Below are 15,913 nucleotides of genomic sequence, written 5' to 3' on the forward strand. Positions count from 1 at the left end.
GCGCTCAGCGCACCCGCGAAGGCGCAACCAGCACCGCGTTCGCCAACAGCAAATCCAGCCCGTCGAGATAGGCGCGAACGGTTGGATCATGCGCGAACCCGATCATCATGCCGTCACCGCTGGGCTGCGCCATCAAATACGGCTTGAACGCGAGCTGCCGCCGGTTTTCCTCCCACACATATCCGCTGGCGATCAGATCATCGGCTGCGGCGAACCGCATCACGTTGATGCCATCTGCACGGTCGAGCGGGGTGAAGATTTGCGATCCCTGCGCATCGACAACCGCGCCGCCGTCATAGCCTGCCGACAGGAAGTGGTCGGTATCCGCCACCGTATTCAGCAAAGCGCCGGGCAGGGTGTCGGGCACCGCCTGCTGGTCCTGGATCGCGGCACGATAATCATCCGCGCTGGTCAGCTCGCTGGCCTCGACGAGTGCAGGTTCGCTGTCCTCATCGCCGTTTTCACCGTCTTCTTCCGGTTTGAGGCCCAAGGCGGCTTCGCGTTTCACCGCCAGCAGCGGATCGGCTCCGCTGGTGAAGGCGTTGAGGCTGCCTTCGATCGCGACCAGCACGCCGCCGCGCTTTACGAAATCGCCCAGCGCTGCAACGCCTCCTTGACCCATCGCACCTGCCGGCGAGCCATTGGGTACGATCACTACATCGTAATCACTCAGGTCGGCGCGCGCGAAGCGGTCGGTGCGGATCGGTGTGACCGGCAGGCCGATCCTTTGTTCCAGCACGTACCGGACCGCGCCCGCGCTTAGCTGCGAGATACCCTCATCCCATGCAATCGCGACCTTGGGCAGGGTGAGCCGCGCAAAGGCTTCACTGCCCAGGTTGGGACCAGCCTCTACCCAGCTGCTGTCCAGCGCGACCGTGTGCGCGCCGACCTCGCGGGCAATCGCGGAAAGCCGGGCCATACCATCATCGCCGTTTGCGCTTGCGGTGAAAATGGCGGTTCCGCGCGGGAAATCCCGTCCCGATTTGGTGAAAGCTTCATCCGTGACGCGCGCTTCCAATCCTCCGCGCAAAGCCAGCGTAATCAGCCGCGCCTGACCGCTATCGGTCCACGGAACGGCGACTGCAAAATTGCCTGATCCTTCAGCGACGGACGGGATTGGCGTGTCACCGGATAGGGTCTCCCCACCGGCAGAGCCGCTGCACAGGTTGACGTCAGCGCCGGACATCAGACCGACCGACCACGCGGTCACGTCATACAGCTCATGGCGCAGATCGTTAGAGCGGCGCTGTTCCTGCTCGCGCACGAAATCGCGCGGTAGCGGCGTGTCGCGGTCCAGCAGGCTGCGCACCAGACGCGCGGCGGGCTGCGCCTGCGGCACGGCGATATACCCTTGCGGATAGCTTTTTCCGCAGACGGTCGCTGCGCCCCCACGCCGCACAACTTCGATGCCCTGCGCGGCCAGCCTGCGGCCCAGCGCCTCGGCATTCCAGCGGCGGGTGGATAGGTCGATCACATAGGTGCCATTGCCCGCTGCGCCGTTCGCATTCGCGGCGCGGTAGGCGGCATAATCCGACAGGAACATGTCTGCATTGTTCGCCACCGCCTCTGCGGTCGAAAGGCTCGCGATGAAGTGATTGCGCACTCCGTCGCCGTAGGTCAGCACAGTTCCGTCGCGCCGTTCAAACACCAGCCCGCGCGCGGACCCTTGCTCATACGTGCTGCCGATGGCGCCGTGGTGCGTGTTCCATGTGTCGCCGTAACCGGGGTAGAACAGGTCATAGACCTCGCGCGTGAAATATGGCTCCCCGATGCGATCGAACCATGCGGCGTTGTTGCGTCCGATCACCTCATAGGCGCGGCGCTGACTGGCGGTGATGTTCGGATTAAGCGGCTGCGCGGCGGGGCTGAAGAAGTATGTTTCATCTCCGCCCATTTCATGCACATCGACCACGACGACAGGGCTCCACTGACGGATGGCTGCGACCTTGCCGCGCGTTTCGGGCTGGCTCAATGTGAACCAGTCCCGGTTAAGATCGAACAGGTAATGATTGACGCGGCCCGATGGCCATTCCTGATCGTGCTCCGCCGCCTGACGATCAGCGGAGGGAACGATGCCGACCGCGCTGCGGAAATGATTGACGAAGCGAGCGCGCCCATCAGGGTTCTGCATCGGGTCGAGCACCACGATAGTGTCACGCAGGATCTGTTCGGCGCGCACATCGCCCTGGGCGGCGAGCAGGTGATAGGCGGTCATCAACGCTGCATCGGTTGAGGAGATCTCATCGCCGTGCACGCCGTAGGTAAGCCATGTGACCGGCAACGCGTTGCCATTGCCCGCGCGCCCGGCGGAGAGATTGGCGAGGTCGGCCTGAATATCATCCAGCCGTGCCATGTTCTGGGGCGCGGTCAGGATCACGTAATTGAGCGAGCGACCTTCCCAGCTTCTCGCATATTCGACCATCCTCATCCGGTCGGGCGCTGCCTCGGCAAGGGCGCGCAGATATGTCAGTGCTTCCTCCGGGGAAGTGATCCGCGCCCCCGGTTCATGCCCGACGGTTTCGGACAGGGTGGGGACGGCGGGATCGAATTGCGCTTCGAGGAAGGACTGCGCTGATGCAGCCGCTGGGGTTAGAGCCAATACGGCAAACGCTGCCACAAACCGCCGTAGTAACCCGCGCATCGCATATTCCCTTTGTGAAACGTCACCCGATCAAGAGGCCGTTTCTCCGGTAAGCGATGCGCGGGGTCAAGCGCGGCGTTCACGCGCTTTCGATTGGCGCGGAATGCTGTGTTTCGCTTGCTTGGGTTTCGTCAAAGCTGCGGCGGTTCCAGCGCCACAATTTGAAGACTAGGAAGGCGAGCAGGCCAATGGGTGCCAGAACGGTCACCGCGACCATCAGGAACCCGACAATCGAACCCAGAATGCCGCCCATCGACCCCCACGCACTGCGGATCGGATCGGTAAATCCGCCAGCGTTTGGCATGCCCGACTGGTAACTGATCGCCATCTTGCTGAAGGCGACCCGGCCGCGCATTTCATTGAGCCAACTGCTCGCCTGATCAATCTCCTGATTGACCTGAGCAACGCCGCGTTCGGCCTGCACCAGTTCGGCCACTGTGCCGCGGCGGGTGCGCAGCACCTCCATCAAACGGTCGCGCAGGACAGTGCGGGCGCGTAGGCGGGCTTCGGTATCGACGATCTGTTTGGACAGGTCTTCGCCCTCGATAGAGGACGAGACAAGCTCGCCATCGACCGGCCCGGAGCTGTTTTCCATCTCCTTTGAAAATGCGCGGGCTGCTTGCGAAGCGATGGCCAGTTGCAAATTGCCATAGGCATAATCGCCGTCCTCGTCGGTCTGCTGCATGGAAATGATGCGGCACACATTTGCACCGCGCGCTTCGCACATATCGGCATGGCGTTCCTGCAGCGGCTTGATCGCGTCCGATGGCAAGCGGAAGCCGAGGGCATAGCGATAGGCGATTTGCGGCAAGCTGACGGGGATGGCGCCGCCCGCGCTGGCGATGTCTCCGCCGCCGGCCGAAGCCTCTTGCGCAGCCTCTCTGTCGGCTGAGGAAGGGACATATGCCGGAGGCGAAGGCGGCTCCGCGATTTCGGCCACGGCCACATCGTAGGTTGAAACCTCCTCGGTCATTTCCTGCTCAGAATTGTCAGAACAGGCTGCGATCAGCAGCGTTGCAGTCAGCAAACAGGGGGCAGTTGCACGCATTTTCTCTCTCCGAATTGGGACGATAAACCGAGTCGCGCCTTAATTGAGCCTTATTTGTGCCACATTCTCGCCACAATGCAAGGTTTATAATGTTACAACATATCAATCAGTCCCTAAAGTCCAGAGAAGACATGAAAAACCCCGCCATGCCGAAGCAGGACGGGGTCTGAGCCAGCCAAATGACGGGAGGCCATGACTGAACTCGTTTCAGTTACGCGTTATGCGTCCTCTGGGATGCGATCGAGGTTGTCTGCCATTTTCAGCGCGCTCATCAGTGTGCTGGTAAAGGCGGGAATATCATCGGGGTTGCGGCTGGTGATCAGGTTACCATCCACTGCGACGGTCTGGTCGACAATGTCGCCGCCTGCGTTTTCAAGGTCGGTGCGGATTGATGGCCAGCCGGTTACGGTCTTGCCGTCGATAATGTCCGCCTCTGCGAGCAGCCATGGTGCGTGACAGATTGCCGCGATTGGCTTGTTCGCGCCGTCGAACTGTTTGACCAGGTCGATCACGGTTTCGTTCATGCGCAGAATGTCGGGGTTGATCTGGCCGCCGGGCAGCAGAAGCGCGTCGTAATCGCCTTCCGATACTTCTTCCACGGTCAGGTCGACAGAGACGCTGTCACCCCAGTTGCCGTCATTCCAACCCTTGATCTCGCCTTCTTCGAGGCTGGCGACCGTGATATTGGCGCCTGCGTCTTCGAGAAGCGATTTCGGCTCCATAAGCTCGGATTGTTCAAAACCGTCGGTGGCGATGATGAGGATGCGTGTCATTTTAATCTCCTTGGATTTGCTTTGGTAACTCTACGCATGGGGCCGTCATATGTTCCGTGTTGGCGGCTGGGCCGTTGCGGTGGTAAGGCGAGCCGAAACAGCGACCGTGCCGGGCGCGACAACTCCCTCGGAGCAAACCGGAAATGACATTGCAGATGCGTGCGAAAACGCTGGTCGAGGCGCGCTGGTTCGAACGGTTCATCATCACCGTGATTGTCATCAACGCGATCGGGCTGGGCCTCGAAACTTCGCCTGCGGTGATGGAGCAGGTAGGCGGGCTTGTCCGCCAGCTTGATACCATCGCGATCGCGATTTTCGTGGTGGAATTGCTGCTGAAGCTGTTCGCCTACCGCCTCGCCTTTTTCCGCAATGGCTGGAATATCTTCGACCTCGCAATCGTCAGCGCGGCGCTGGTGCCCGCGGGGGAGCAGTTCTCTGTCTTGCGTGCCCTGCGCATTTTGCGGGCGCTCAGGCTGGTGTCTGTCGTGCCCAGTATGCGTAAGGTGATCGTCGGTCTGTTCAGCGCAATCCCCAGCATCGGCACGGTGATCATCATGCTGTTGCTGCTGTTTTACATCAGCGCGGTTATGGCGACGAAGCTGTTTGGCGAGGCTTTCCCGCAATGGTTCGGTTCGCTCGGCTCCTCGCTGTATTCGCTGTTCCAGATCATGACGCTGGAAAGCTGGTCGATGGGCATCGTACGGCCCGTGATGGAGGTCTATCCGTGGGCGTGGACGTTTTTCGTGCCGTTCATCCTCGTCACCAGTTTCATCGTGCTGAATCTGTTTATCGGTGTGATCGTCAACGCCATGGCCGAAGCAACCGATGAAGAAGCGCACGACGAACGTGAGCTGATCATCACCGAATTGAGAGGGTTGCGCGAAGAAGTGACGGCGTTGCGAAAACAGCGCGAGGAATAGCGCCGGGCGCTGCTGCGGCGGGCAGGGCACAAATTGTCCATTCAGCGCCCGTCAAACCTCGGCCATTCATGACTCTTGATCCGCGCGCGCTCTGGTGGGATGAAGGGCGCTTGTTTCTCAATGCCTCGCCCCGGCGCGGCGCACATCCTTCCAACTGGAGCACATTCATGTCCGACGGCGCACCCAGCGCGGCCGATCAACCGGCTGTCAAACCGGCTGAAACCCGCCGCAACGCCTTCACCCGGTTTCTCGACGGGGTCGAATGGCTCGGCAATTTGCTTCCGCATCCGGTATCGCTGTTTGCGATCCTTGCACTGGGCATCGTCCTGCTTTCTGGCCTGCTCGGTTCGATGGGGGTGGCGGTAATCGACCCTCGGCCTGCGGGCGCTCCGGGTGTGGCAGAGGACGGGATGATCCGCGCGGTCAGCCTGCTGGACGGCGACGGGCTGCGGCGCATCTTCACCAATCTGGTCGACAATTTTACCAGCTTTGCCCCGCTCGGCGTGGTGCTGGTCGCGATGTTGGGCGTTGGCGTGGCGGAGAAATCCGGGCTGCTATCCGCCGCCGTGCGCGCGATGGTGCTGGGCGCGCCGAAACATCTGGTGACGGTCGCAATCGTGTTTGCGGGCATCATCTCCAACACCGCATCGGAGGTGGGCTATGTCGTGCTGATCCCTCTGGCGGGCGCGATTTTCTATGCGCTCGGACGGCATCCGCTCGCCGGCATGGCGGCGGCGTTTGCGGGTGTATCGGGCGGCTACAGCGCGAACCTGCTGATCGGCACAATCGATCCGCTGCTTGCCGGGATTACGCAAGAGGCCGCGCGTCTGATCGACCCCGAATACACCGTGGTCGCGACAGCGAACTGGTATTTCATGTTCGCCTCCACCTTCCTGATCACGGCCATCGGTTCGCTGGTGACGATCTACATCGTCGAGCCAAAGCTGGGCGAGTATGACAAGTCTGCCGCTGACGAGACGATCCTGGACGACCGCATGATGGAGCAAGTGTCCGCCGATGAGCGTAAGGGGCTGCGCTGGGCCGGATATGCGCTGCTCGGTGTGCTCGCGCTGATGGCGCTGACGCTCGCGCCCGAATGGGGCGTGTTCCGCAACCCGGAAACCGGCGACCGGATCGACAGCCCGTTTTTTGACGGGTTCGTGGTCTGGATCCTCATTTTCTTCATCGCGCTTGGCTATGCTTACGGCCGCGCGGTGGGCACGATGAAGACTGACCGCGATGTTATTGACGCCATGGCGGCGGCTTTGTCCTCGCTTGGCCTGTATATCGTGCTGGTGTTTTTTGCCGCTCAGTTCGTCGCGTTTTTCGGATGGACCAATCTGGGCGCGATTACGGCGGTGACGGGGGCAAACTTCCTTGTGGAAACCGGCATGACCGGGCCTGCGATCTTTTTCATGTTCATCCTGCTGTGTGCGGTCATCAACCTCTCATTGGGTTCGGCGAGCGCGCAATGGGCCGTGACCGCGCCGATTTTCGTGCCAATGCTGATGCTGATCGGATACGCGCCGGAAACCATTCAGGCGGCCTACCGGATCGGGGACAGCACCACGAACATCATCACTCCGATGATGAGTTATTTCGGCCTGATCCTCGCCTGGGCGACGCGGTATGACCGCAATCTGGGGGTCGGAACGCTCATCGCGATGATGCTGCCCTATTCCATGTTTTTCATGGCGTTCTGGTCGGTGTTTTTCTACCTCTGGACGTTCGTGCTGGGAATCCCTGTCGGGCCGGGCTCACCGACGTTTTATTCGGTCTGAGGAGAAGGTCTGGTACCGACCCGGTTTCGGTCGTTCCATTATCATGGCATATCTGCCCTCACGATTGGAGATACCGTGTCGGCATTTAGAACCACGAAAACTGTTTTCTGCTACCTTGTAGCGGGCTATTATTTTGACCGTCGTGAACTGGTCGTGGCTAGAAAATGGATGGATCGCTCAATGGTCTATGCGATCAAGGACTTTCCTTACATCAGTGCAAACAATGCCATCCTGTTACTCTTAGAAGACCGACATTCGGAAGCGCGGCTGTGGTTCAAGAAATGCCATGATTCACTTTTGGGAGCGTCAAATGCCAACCACGTCTATCTAAGGCAATTTTGCGAGTACTACCTCGCTTCCTACGGCGATAGGCATAGGCTTCCAGCTCTCGGATCAATCAAGGCCCGAGCGCTTGAATTAAAGGCCGACGAATGGCTTCGCCGCAGATTTCGATTTCCTTCCTCGCAGGCCATAGAAAGCCTCGTCAGCAAGGATCATCGCGGTGACGTGACTGGCAGATCATCAAGCTCTCATAAGGTTGATATCTCGTTTGAATTATAGTCCGCTCCCAACCCCAATTCCGACCAATACCCATTCCTGTGGAAACGCCTCTCCCCCGCGCGGCCGGGCGTTGCTAAGTCATCGCCATGTCCGAAACCACCACTCCCGACGATTCTGATCCGTTCGACGCGATTGTCGATGCGCCTTTCGATGCCGCCCTGTCAGAGCGGTATCTGGTCTATGCCCTGTCCACGATTACCGCGCGTTCCCTGCCGGACCTGCGCGACGGGCTGAAACCGGTCCACCGGCGGCTGCTGTGGACGATGCGCCAGCTAAAACTGGACCCGTCCAACACGTTCAAGAAATCCGCTCGCGTCGTGGGTGAGGTGATCGGCAAATACCACCCGCATGGCGACACGGCGGCCTATGACGCGATGGTGCGGCTCGCGCAGGATTTTTCGCTGCGGTATCCGCTGGTCGAGGGGCAGGGGAATTTCGGCAATATCGACGGCGATAACGCCGCTGCTTACCGCTATACCGAGGCGCGCCTTACCAAGACCGCGATGCAGCTGATGGACGGGCTAGACGCGGGCACGGTCGATTTCATCCCGACCTATAATGGCGAAGAGGAAGAGCCCGAGCTGATGCCGGGACTGTTCCCGAACCTGCTGGCCAACGGGGCGAGCGGGATTGCGGTGGGCATGGCGACCAACATTCCCAGCCATAATGTCGCAGAGATCATCGACGCCACGCTGGAGCTGATCGACAATCCGCATGTCGAACATGCGCGCCTGATGGAACTGTTTCATGGTCCCGACCTGCCCACCGGCGGACAGATCATCGATAGCAAAGAGGTTATCTCCCACGCTTATGAAACAGGGCGCGGGTCATTCCGCGTGCGCGGCGTGTTCGAGGCTCCCGAAGCGGAGAAGGCAGAGGATAAATCCGCCGGGATTGAACGGCTGGGCGGCGGGCAATGGCAGCTCGTCATCTCCGAAATTCCGTATCAGGTCCAAAAGGGCAAGCTGATCGAGCAAATTGCGCAGGCGATCGCGGACAAGAAGCTCCCCATCCTCGAAGATGTGCGCGATGAAAGCGACGAGACGATCCGCATCGTGCTTGTCCCCAAAAGCCGGAATGTCGATCCGGAGCTGCTGAAAGAAAGCATCTTCAAGCTGACCGATATGGAAACGCGCTTTGGCCTCAACCTCAACGTACTGGATGCGACCCGCACGCCGATGGTCATGGGGCTGAAGGAACTGCTGACCAACTGGACGGCGGCGCAGATCGAGATTCTGCAGCGCCGCACGCAGCACCGGCTGGATCAGATCGCGCGGCGGCTGGAACTGGTCGAAGGCTACATCATCGCCTTCCTCAACCTCGACCGCGTGATCGAGATCATCCGTACCGAGGATGAGCCGAAGCCGGTGATGATGAAAGAATTCGGCCTGACCGACCGCCAGACCGAAGCGATCCTCAACATGCGCCTGCGCAGCTTGCGCAAGCTGGAAGAAATGCAGCTGCGGCAGGAGAAGGACGACCTTGAGGCAGAGCAGGAAGATCTTGCCAAATTGCTTGAAAGCCCGGCCCGCCAGCGCACGCGGCTGAAAAAAGACCTGCGCACCCTGCGTAAGGATTACGCCGAGGATACCAAGCTGGGCGCGCGCCGTACCCGCATCGAAGAAGCGGAACCGGCGGTCGAGTTTTCGATGGACGCCATGATCGAGAAAGCGCCGGTGACGGTAATCCTCTCGCAAAAGGGCTGGATCAGGGCGGCGAGCGGTCACGTGCCGCTGGATCAGGAGTTTAAATACAAGGAGGGCGACGCGCTTGCCTTTATCCTCCACGCGCAGACCACTGACAAACTGCTGATCGCGGCGGGCAATGGCCGTTTTTACACGCTCGGCTGTGATAAACTGCCGGGCGCGCGCGGATTTGGCGAGCCGGTGCGCAACATGATCGATCTGGAGGCGGACACCGGCATTGCAAAAATGATCGTGCACAAGCCCGGTGGCCGCCTGCTGCTGGCATCGACCAATGGCAAAGGCTTCGTCGCGGAAACGAACGAACTGCTCGCCGAAACGCGCAAAGGCCGGCAGGTGGTGAACCTCAAAGGCAACGCCGAACTGCGCGTAATCCGCGAAATTGGCGCCGAGGACGATCACGTCGCCTGCGTGGGTGACAACCGCAAGCTGATCGTATTCAATCTTGAGGAAATGCCGGTCATGGCGCGCGGGCAGGGCGTGATGATGCAGCGTTACCGCGATGGCGGATTGTCTGATGCAACCACGTTCAAACTGGAAGACGGCCTGAGCTGGCAGATGGGCGGATCGGGGGAGCGCACCCGGACAGAAAACGAAATCTGGCAATGGAAAGTCGCACGCAGCGCCGCAGGGCGTCTGCCGCCGCAGGGCTTCCCGAAAGATAACCGTTTCGACTGATCGCCGAGAGGCGGACCAAACGCAGACATGAAAAAGGCCGGCAGGATCGTTCCCGCCGGCCTTTTTCTATCAATATCGGTCTGGTTTAGCCGCCTTGGACAGCTGCCAGAATGTCGGCGAGGTTCGCGCGGGCGACAAGAGCATCATCCGCATCGAGAGCGAAGAAATCGCGCGGCAGAGTGACGAGACCGACCGTGTCGTTCTCAACCACGACATTCGCGTCCATAAGCTCGCTGATCGTGCCGAGTGGCTGCGCATCGGCGGTAATCACCGGCGTACCTACTGCAAGGGCGGCATCCAGTTTGGAAGCAGCTTCAGCTTCGGCGGCTGCCTGAGCCTCGGCGGCGGCTTCCTGCTGGGCGACCTGCTGAGCCATCATGCCTTCGATCTGGGCTTTCGTCGCGTTGACGGTCCATTTGCCTTCACGCTCGGCCAGCAATTCTGCGGGCAGCGGGGCTTTATACGTTCCGGTGTCGACGGTGACGATCCCTTCGGCATTGCTCTCAACCGTACCAACAGGCGCGTCGTCATTACCGAACACAGTGGTTCCGGCGTCTTGCGCAGCGGCGATATTCGGGGTCGCTGCAAGGGCAAGTGCAGGGGCGGCAAGGATAGCAAGCTTGTTGAAATTCATGTGATATTTTCTCCGTTTTGTCTCGTCGAACGGCCACCACGTTGGAGAGGGCAGCACACGCTTATCCGCCAATCAGCCTCTGTTAGAAAAGACCATTTCGATCGGCACCGACAGCGATGGAATGCGCACAAACAACCGAATTGCACCGTGCGCGGGTGGGTTAGTAATCGGACCTGCGTACCAATACAAGGTGCCGTTCAGAACCCTCTGTATGCAGGGCCGCGTCTGAAGCGCGCCTTAACGTAAACGTCAAGTTCGGCTCAGTTCCTCGTCCAGCAATTCGTCCACGCGGCTGGAGGCGGGGAAACCTTCTGCAACCCATCGCTGCTCAATGGATTTGAGGATACGGGCAACTTGCGGACCGGCCCCGACGCCCCGCGCAACGATTGTACCGCCTTTCAGCGGGAAAGATGGCACGTCCCAATCAGCGATGCTGCGCACGTCGCCGTCCATCAGCAGCAGGCGATTGACCGCGATACCTGTCCCTTCGTTATACGCCAGCGCTCTGGGCGCATCGCGGTCGCTTTCCAGCCGGGATGCCGTCCCGACCAGCACACCGCGCTGTGTTTTCGACAGGCGCAGGCGCGCCGCGACAATCTCTGCAATATCGGGGGAGGGTGGTAGCAATGCCGACAGCCGGCGCAGCGGATCAGGCGCGAAACCCTGCTCGGCCTCTCGCACGATAACGTCGCGCATCAATTCGACCTGTTTCAGGCTGGTTTCCGGCAGGATCACGCGCAGCACGGCGCGGTCATACATCCGCTCAACCGTTTCGCCCGGATCGGGAAGGGCAAGCAATTTCAGCAGTTCATCGGCCACCCGCTCACGGCTTAATCCCTTAAGCGTATCGGCCATTGCGGCGCACGCATCCTCTGCCTGCGGATCAAGCTGTGATCCGAACCGCGCCTGAAAACGGTAATAGCGAAGGATGCGCAAATGGTCTTCGGCGATGCGTTCACTCGGATCGCCAATAAAGCGCACACGGCGCGCGGCCAGATCGTCCAGTCCGCCAAAATAGTCGGATATCTCCAGCGTTTCGGGATGCGCATACAGCGCGTTGATGGTGAAATCGCGCCGCGCGGCGTCATCGCGCCAGTCGCTGGCAAAGGCGATTGTCGCGCGGCGGCCATCGGTCGCCACGTCGCGGCGCAGGGTGGTGATTTCAACCGTGCTGTCGCCGGATAGTGCGGTGACAGTGCCGTGGTCGATCCCGGTGGGGATGGTGCGGATGCCTGCCTTTGCGCACAGGTCGATCACCGCATCGGGCAGGTGCGTGGTGGCGCAATCAACGTCGATCACTTCGTCATTCAGCAAGGTGTCGCGCACCGCGCCGCCGACCCAGCGGATTGCGTCCGCGCCCAGCGCAGCGGTGATCGCGGTCAGCCCTTCAAGCCGGGGCCACGCGGCATCTTGCAGGGAACCGGGGAATTCACGCGCGCTCACGCCTCGTCCTCCAGCGCCATGCGCAAGGAAAGATTGGCGATGATTGCCGCCGTTACGCCCCAAATCCGAAAGCCATCGTAATCCATTTCGAGATAGCGCCGGTTCGCCCCCTTCCAGAACACTTCGTTGACCGACCAGTTACTCCTATCAAGCAGCAGTGCAAGCGGCGCTTCGAACCATGCTTCGACTTCGGCAGGGTTGGGTTTCAGGTCAAGCCCCGGCGGAACCACACCCAGCACCGGCGTGACGGCGAAGCCGGTGCCGGTCTGATAGAGGTCGCTGGTGCCGATCACGCGCACCTTTTTACGCGGCAGGGCAAGCTCTTCTTCCGCCTCTCGCAGCGCTGCGGTGACAGCGTCTTCGCCGGGATCAATCTTGCCGCCGGGAAAGGCGACCTGTCCGGGATGATCGCGCATCGCATTGGGGCGCTGAGTCAGGATCACTTGCGGGTTTTCCGCCGCGTCGGTCACTGCGATTAGCACGGCGGCAGGGGTGGCGCGGCCATCTGCGAATGCGGCGTCTGACAAAAGGTCCGGGATCTCGCGCGCATGGCCCGCGTCGAACGCAGTTTTGAGAGAATCGAAAACCGTGCTCATACAGCGGGCATAAGGCGTTATGGCCGCAGAGAGAAGATAGCGCCCTGGCTCGTGACCATCAAACCCTGCTCCAGATCGTCTCCGCTGGTGTCCATCGCGATTTCGGCAAGCTGGGCATAGGTGGACCGGTTCAGCCGCGCCTCGCAGCCCCGGCGCACAGTCAGGTAAATAGCCGGAGTGTCAGGATCGCCCGCCGCGCGGATCGGATTGTCAGGTCCGGCGATGACCAGTTCATCGGTGTTGAGGCGAAACGCGATTTCCCCGTCGCGCATCACGCAGTCGGTCGCGACAAAGGCTGCGTCGTCAACCTCGATGCTCAATTGTTCAAACGGGGTGACGAGCCAGTGCTGCGCGGCTTTATCGCGGATCAGCAAGCCGGAAAATGCGCGCACCATTGCGGGGCGCCGAATGGGATCGCCCTCGTGAAACCATGTGCCATCGGCGGCAATGCGCATGTGGCTTTCACCGATTTGCTGGGGCGCCCAACCTTCAACCGGAGGCAGCTTTCGCTGCGCGACTTGTTCGGCAATCTGGGCAAGAGTGAGTTCGGCGAGATAAGGGGGCGGTTCATAAGGCATGGGGTTCAAACCGTGCGCGGCGGTGCGTGGTTCCCGCCAATGTGTATTTGTCTGCGTGTTTGCGGGCGGTCGCCGCGCCAGATTTCGCTTTACCCCTTACCGTCGAGCCCGCCTGCCGGGTTCCACGGGCCTAGCACGCCGGATGCGGGCATGGCGGATAACGCCGCGCCGCGCGCCAGCAAGCGGTCCTGTTCATACGGGCCGGGACAGCGCCAGCTGCCGGTTGCATTGGCGCTAAAACCCCAGCGTCCGTAATATTCCGCATCGCCAATCAGCACTTGCGGAAACGAAGGCGATCCGCTTGCAGAAAGCCGCGCTTCGGCGTCCAGCATGGCCGCCATCAGCCCTATACCGAACCCTTCGCCCTGACGTTCTGGCAGGACCGCCACCGGACCGACCATCACCAGCGGAACGGGCCGCGCATCATCGCCGATCAGCGCAATCGGCCAGCACTGGATCGTGCCAACCAGCATTTCTTCCGCGTCCACAGCCGCAAAGCTGAGTGCATCGAGGCACTGCATCCCGGCGCGGATGCGGTACGCGGTGCGCGCATGGCGATCGGGCCCGAAGTCACGGTCCAGCAATTGCTCGACCATGTCGGGCTCGACCGCGGATAGCGGGATAAGGGTGGCTGTATCGGCGTCCATCAGGAGGGGCGCTTAGACCGCGTGCGGAGCGGTGACGAGCAAGTTTTACTTTACCCGGCCAGTCACTGCGCCGACAGCTTGAGGATTCTGCCTTCCGGGCCGTCTTCGGCAATCCAGATGCTGCCATCGGGGCCTTCCTCGACCGAGCGGATGCGCGCGCCCATATCGTAACGCTCTGCCTCGGCGGCGGTCTCTCCGTCGAGTTCCACCCGCACGAGCCCCTGACTGACGAGGCCTGCGATAATCGCGTCCCCTTGCCATGGGCCGAACATGTCTCCGGAATAGATGATCATATCACCCGGCGCGATCACGGGCGTCCAGTGCGCGGCGGGCTTGGCGAAGCCGTCATCCTCTGTGTGATCGGGGATCGGGTCGCCATTGTAATTCTCACCGTAGCTGCGCGTGGGCCAGCCGTAATTCTGCCCCTCTTTGACGAGGTTGAGCTCATCGCCGCCCGCCGGACCATGCTCGATCTCCCACAGACGCCCTTCGCTATCAAAATCCATGCCCAGGATGTTGCGGTGACCATAGGACCAGATTTGCGCCGTAACGCCGCCCTGATCGGCCATCGGATTGCCCTCTGCCGGGGTGCCATCAAGGTTCAGGCGCACGATGGAACCCAGTGTGTTGGTGGTGTCCTGCGCAGGTGTTTGTTTCTTCCGGTCGCCGCTGGCAATAAACAGGTGCTGCTCATCCGGTGAAACCGAGATACGGTGCGAATATTGCCCGCGTCCCTCGACCTTGGGTGCTTGCCGCCAGATTACCTCAAGCCCGCTGATCGCGCAGGCATCTGCTGCTGCGCAGGAAAGCGTGCCGCGCCCGACAGCTGCGCCGCGTGTCCCGCCATCGCCCATTTCTGCCCAGCTGAGATAGACCGTGCGTTCGCCAATATCCGCGCCTGCTTCGCTTTCGAGGAACACGATATCGCCAAGCCCGCCCTGACCGCCGTAAGCGACCTCTGGCACGCCCGAAACGCTGCCCATCCGGCCCGCACCATCATTGGCGGCGGTGTCGATGAATTTGAGCGCACCCGATTTCTCGGTGATGAAAAGCATGTTTGTGCCCGGCGCAAATTCGATCGCCCATGGTTCGTTAAATTCACCCATGGGATCAATCGAGAGAGCCACATCGGCTGTTGCGCCTGCGGCACCGGCATCGGCGCTGTCCACATTTTCGCCCATGGCGCAGCTTGCGAGCGCGAGGGTAGATAGCGAAAGGATAAACGGAAGCTTGGAAAATTTGGTCATGGTTCGAATAACTCCGCAATGCGCATTTGGTGCCGGTACGTGACCGCAGCGCCGTTTATCATCGGTGTCGATGAGGCCGGGCGCGGGCCGCTGGCAGGGCCGGTCGTGGCGGCTGCCGTGGTTCTGGGCGAGGATATACCCGCAGGTCTCGACGATTCCAAGAAAATATCGGCGAAACGGCGCGCCGCGCTCGACCAGAGCATTCGCAGCACCTGCGGCTGGGCGGTTGCGGTGATCGATGCAGGCGAGATTGACCGGCTCAATATCTTTCAGGCGACGATGGAGGCGATGACCCGCTGCGTTGCGGAACTGGCCACCAAAAGCAGTTCGGTTCCTGACGAAATTCTGATCGATGGAAACATGACGCCTGCCGGACGGCGGGACGGCTGGCGCTGGCAGGCGCGGGCGATTGTCGGGGGCGACGGGATCGAACCTGCCATCAGCGCGGCTTCCATCATTGCCAAGGAATGGCGCGACCGGATGATGATCGAGGCCGCAGCCGCGCATCCGCAATACGGGTGGGAACGGAACAAGGGGTATGGAACAGCCGAACACATGGAGGCGTTGCGTGTCCATGGCCCCACATCACTTCATCGCCGCAGCTTTGCCCCCGTCGCGCAAGCAAACCTTTTGTGAAGCCTGCAAAACTGCCGTAGGCGGCGC

14 protein-coding genes are annotated in these 15,913 nt (G+C 61.0%); 5 read left to right on the top strand and 9 right to left on the bottom strand.

The window, feature by feature from the left end; all coding sequences use genetic code 11:
- Positions 1-4 precede the first annotated feature (4 nt).
- The 3 genes from ACGHU1_RS06765 to ACGHU1_RS06775 all read right to left on the bottom strand — a co-directional run bounded on the left by ACGHU1_RS06765 (position 5) and on the right by ACGHU1_RS06775 (position 4,462).
- Positions 5-2,641: a M14 family metallopeptidase gene (locus ACGHU1_RS06765; protein WP_390584937.1), complete on the bottom strand. Its 2,637-nt coding sequence runs from the start codon at positions 2,639-2,641 to the stop codon at positions 5-7.
- 79 nt (positions 2,642-2,720) lie between these two features.
- On the bottom strand, positions 2,721-3,689 hold the full coding sequence (locus tag ACGHU1_RS06770; protein WP_390584940.1) for a DUF4349 domain-containing protein: 969 nt from the start codon (positions 3,687-3,689) through the stop codon (positions 2,721-2,723).
- Positions 3,690-3,907: 218 nt separating this feature from the next.
- Complete coding sequence (locus tag ACGHU1_RS06775; RefSeq protein WP_390584943.1) at positions 3,908-4,462, bottom strand: type 1 glutamine amidotransferase domain-containing protein; 555 nt, start codon at positions 4,460-4,462, stop codon at positions 3,908-3,910.
- A 143-nt stretch (positions 4,463-4,605) separates the two neighbouring features.
- Between ACGHU1_RS06775 and ACGHU1_RS06780 the strand changes: the two genes are divergently transcribed.
- The 4 genes from ACGHU1_RS06780 to parC all read left to right on the top strand — a co-directional run bounded on the left by ACGHU1_RS06780 (position 4,606) and on the right by parC (position 10,105).
- A complete protein-coding gene (locus ACGHU1_RS06780) occupies positions 4,606-5,382 on the top strand; it encodes an ion transporter (protein ID WP_390584946.1) in 777 nt (258 codons plus the stop codon).
- Between the two features lie 68 nt (positions 5,383-5,450).
- Positions 5,451-7,163, top strand: a complete 1,713-nt coding sequence (locus ACGHU1_RS06785; protein ID WP_390584949.1) for an AbgT family transporter — start codon at positions 5,451-5,453, stop codon at positions 7,161-7,163.
- A 75-nt stretch (positions 7,164-7,238) separates the two neighbouring features.
- Positions 7,239-7,724 carry a hypothetical protein gene (locus ACGHU1_RS06790; protein WP_390584951.1) on the top strand — a complete coding sequence of 162 codons (486 nt, stop codon included), beginning with the start codon at positions 7,239-7,241 and terminating at the stop codon, positions 7,722-7,724.
- 86 nt (positions 7,725-7,810) lie between these two features.
- Positions 7,811-10,105: a DNA topoisomerase IV subunit A gene (gene parC, locus ACGHU1_RS06795; protein ID WP_390584954.1), complete on the top strand. Its 2,295-nt coding sequence runs from the start codon at positions 7,811-7,813 to the stop codon at positions 10,103-10,105.
- 85 nt (positions 10,106-10,190) lie between these two features.
- Here parC and ACGHU1_RS06800 read toward each other — a convergent pair whose 3' ends face one another.
- The 6 genes from ACGHU1_RS06800 to ACGHU1_RS06825 all read right to left on the bottom strand — a co-directional run bounded on the left by ACGHU1_RS06800 (position 10,191) and on the right by ACGHU1_RS06825 (position 15,250).
- A complete protein-coding gene (locus tag ACGHU1_RS06800) occupies positions 10,191-10,739 on the bottom strand; it encodes a hypothetical protein (protein WP_390584957.1) in 549 nt (182 codons plus the stop codon).
- A gap of 249 nt (positions 10,740-10,988) precedes the next feature.
- Positions 10,989-12,182 (bottom strand): CCA tRNA nucleotidyltransferase, encoded by a 1,194-nt coding sequence (locus ACGHU1_RS06805; protein WP_390584960.1) that lies wholly within the window; start codon positions 12,180-12,182, stop codon positions 10,989-10,991.
- On the bottom strand, positions 12,179-12,778 hold the full coding sequence (locus ACGHU1_RS06810; protein ID WP_390584962.1) for a CoA pyrophosphatase: 600 nt from the start codon (positions 12,776-12,778) through the stop codon (positions 12,179-12,181). Before ACGHU1_RS06810 ends, ACGHU1_RS06805 begins: the two co-directional genes overlap by 4 nt.
- Before the next feature lie 17 nt (positions 12,779-12,795).
- A complete protein-coding gene (locus ACGHU1_RS06815) occupies positions 12,796-13,356 on the bottom strand; it encodes a DUF1285 domain-containing protein (protein ID WP_390584963.1) in 561 nt (186 codons plus the stop codon).
- A gap of 89 nt (positions 13,357-13,445) precedes the next feature.
- Positions 13,446-14,003, bottom strand: a complete 558-nt coding sequence (locus tag ACGHU1_RS06820) for a GNAT family N-acetyltransferase (RefSeq protein ID WP_390584965.1) — start codon at positions 14,001-14,003, stop codon at positions 13,446-13,448.
- 62 nt (positions 14,004-14,065) lie between these two features.
- Positions 14,066-15,250: a PQQ-dependent sugar dehydrogenase gene (locus tag ACGHU1_RS06825; protein WP_390584967.1), complete on the bottom strand. Its 1,185-nt coding sequence runs from the start codon at positions 15,248-15,250 to the stop codon at positions 14,066-14,068.
- Positions 15,251-15,268: 18 nt separating this feature from the next.
- Here ACGHU1_RS06825 and ACGHU1_RS06830 point away from each other — a divergent pair, with 18 nt between their 5' ends.
- Positions 15,269-15,886, top strand: a complete 618-nt coding sequence (locus tag ACGHU1_RS06830) for a ribonuclease HII (protein ID WP_390584969.1) — start codon at positions 15,269-15,271, stop codon at positions 15,884-15,886.
- The last annotated feature ends 27 nt before the right edge of the window (positions 15,887-15,913 follow it).

Origin of the sequence: Erythrobacter sp. MTPC3 (genome assembly GCF_042854385.1) — a bacterium.
GTDB lineage: Bacteria > Pseudomonadota > Alphaproteobacteria > Sphingomonadales > Sphingomonadaceae > Erythrobacter.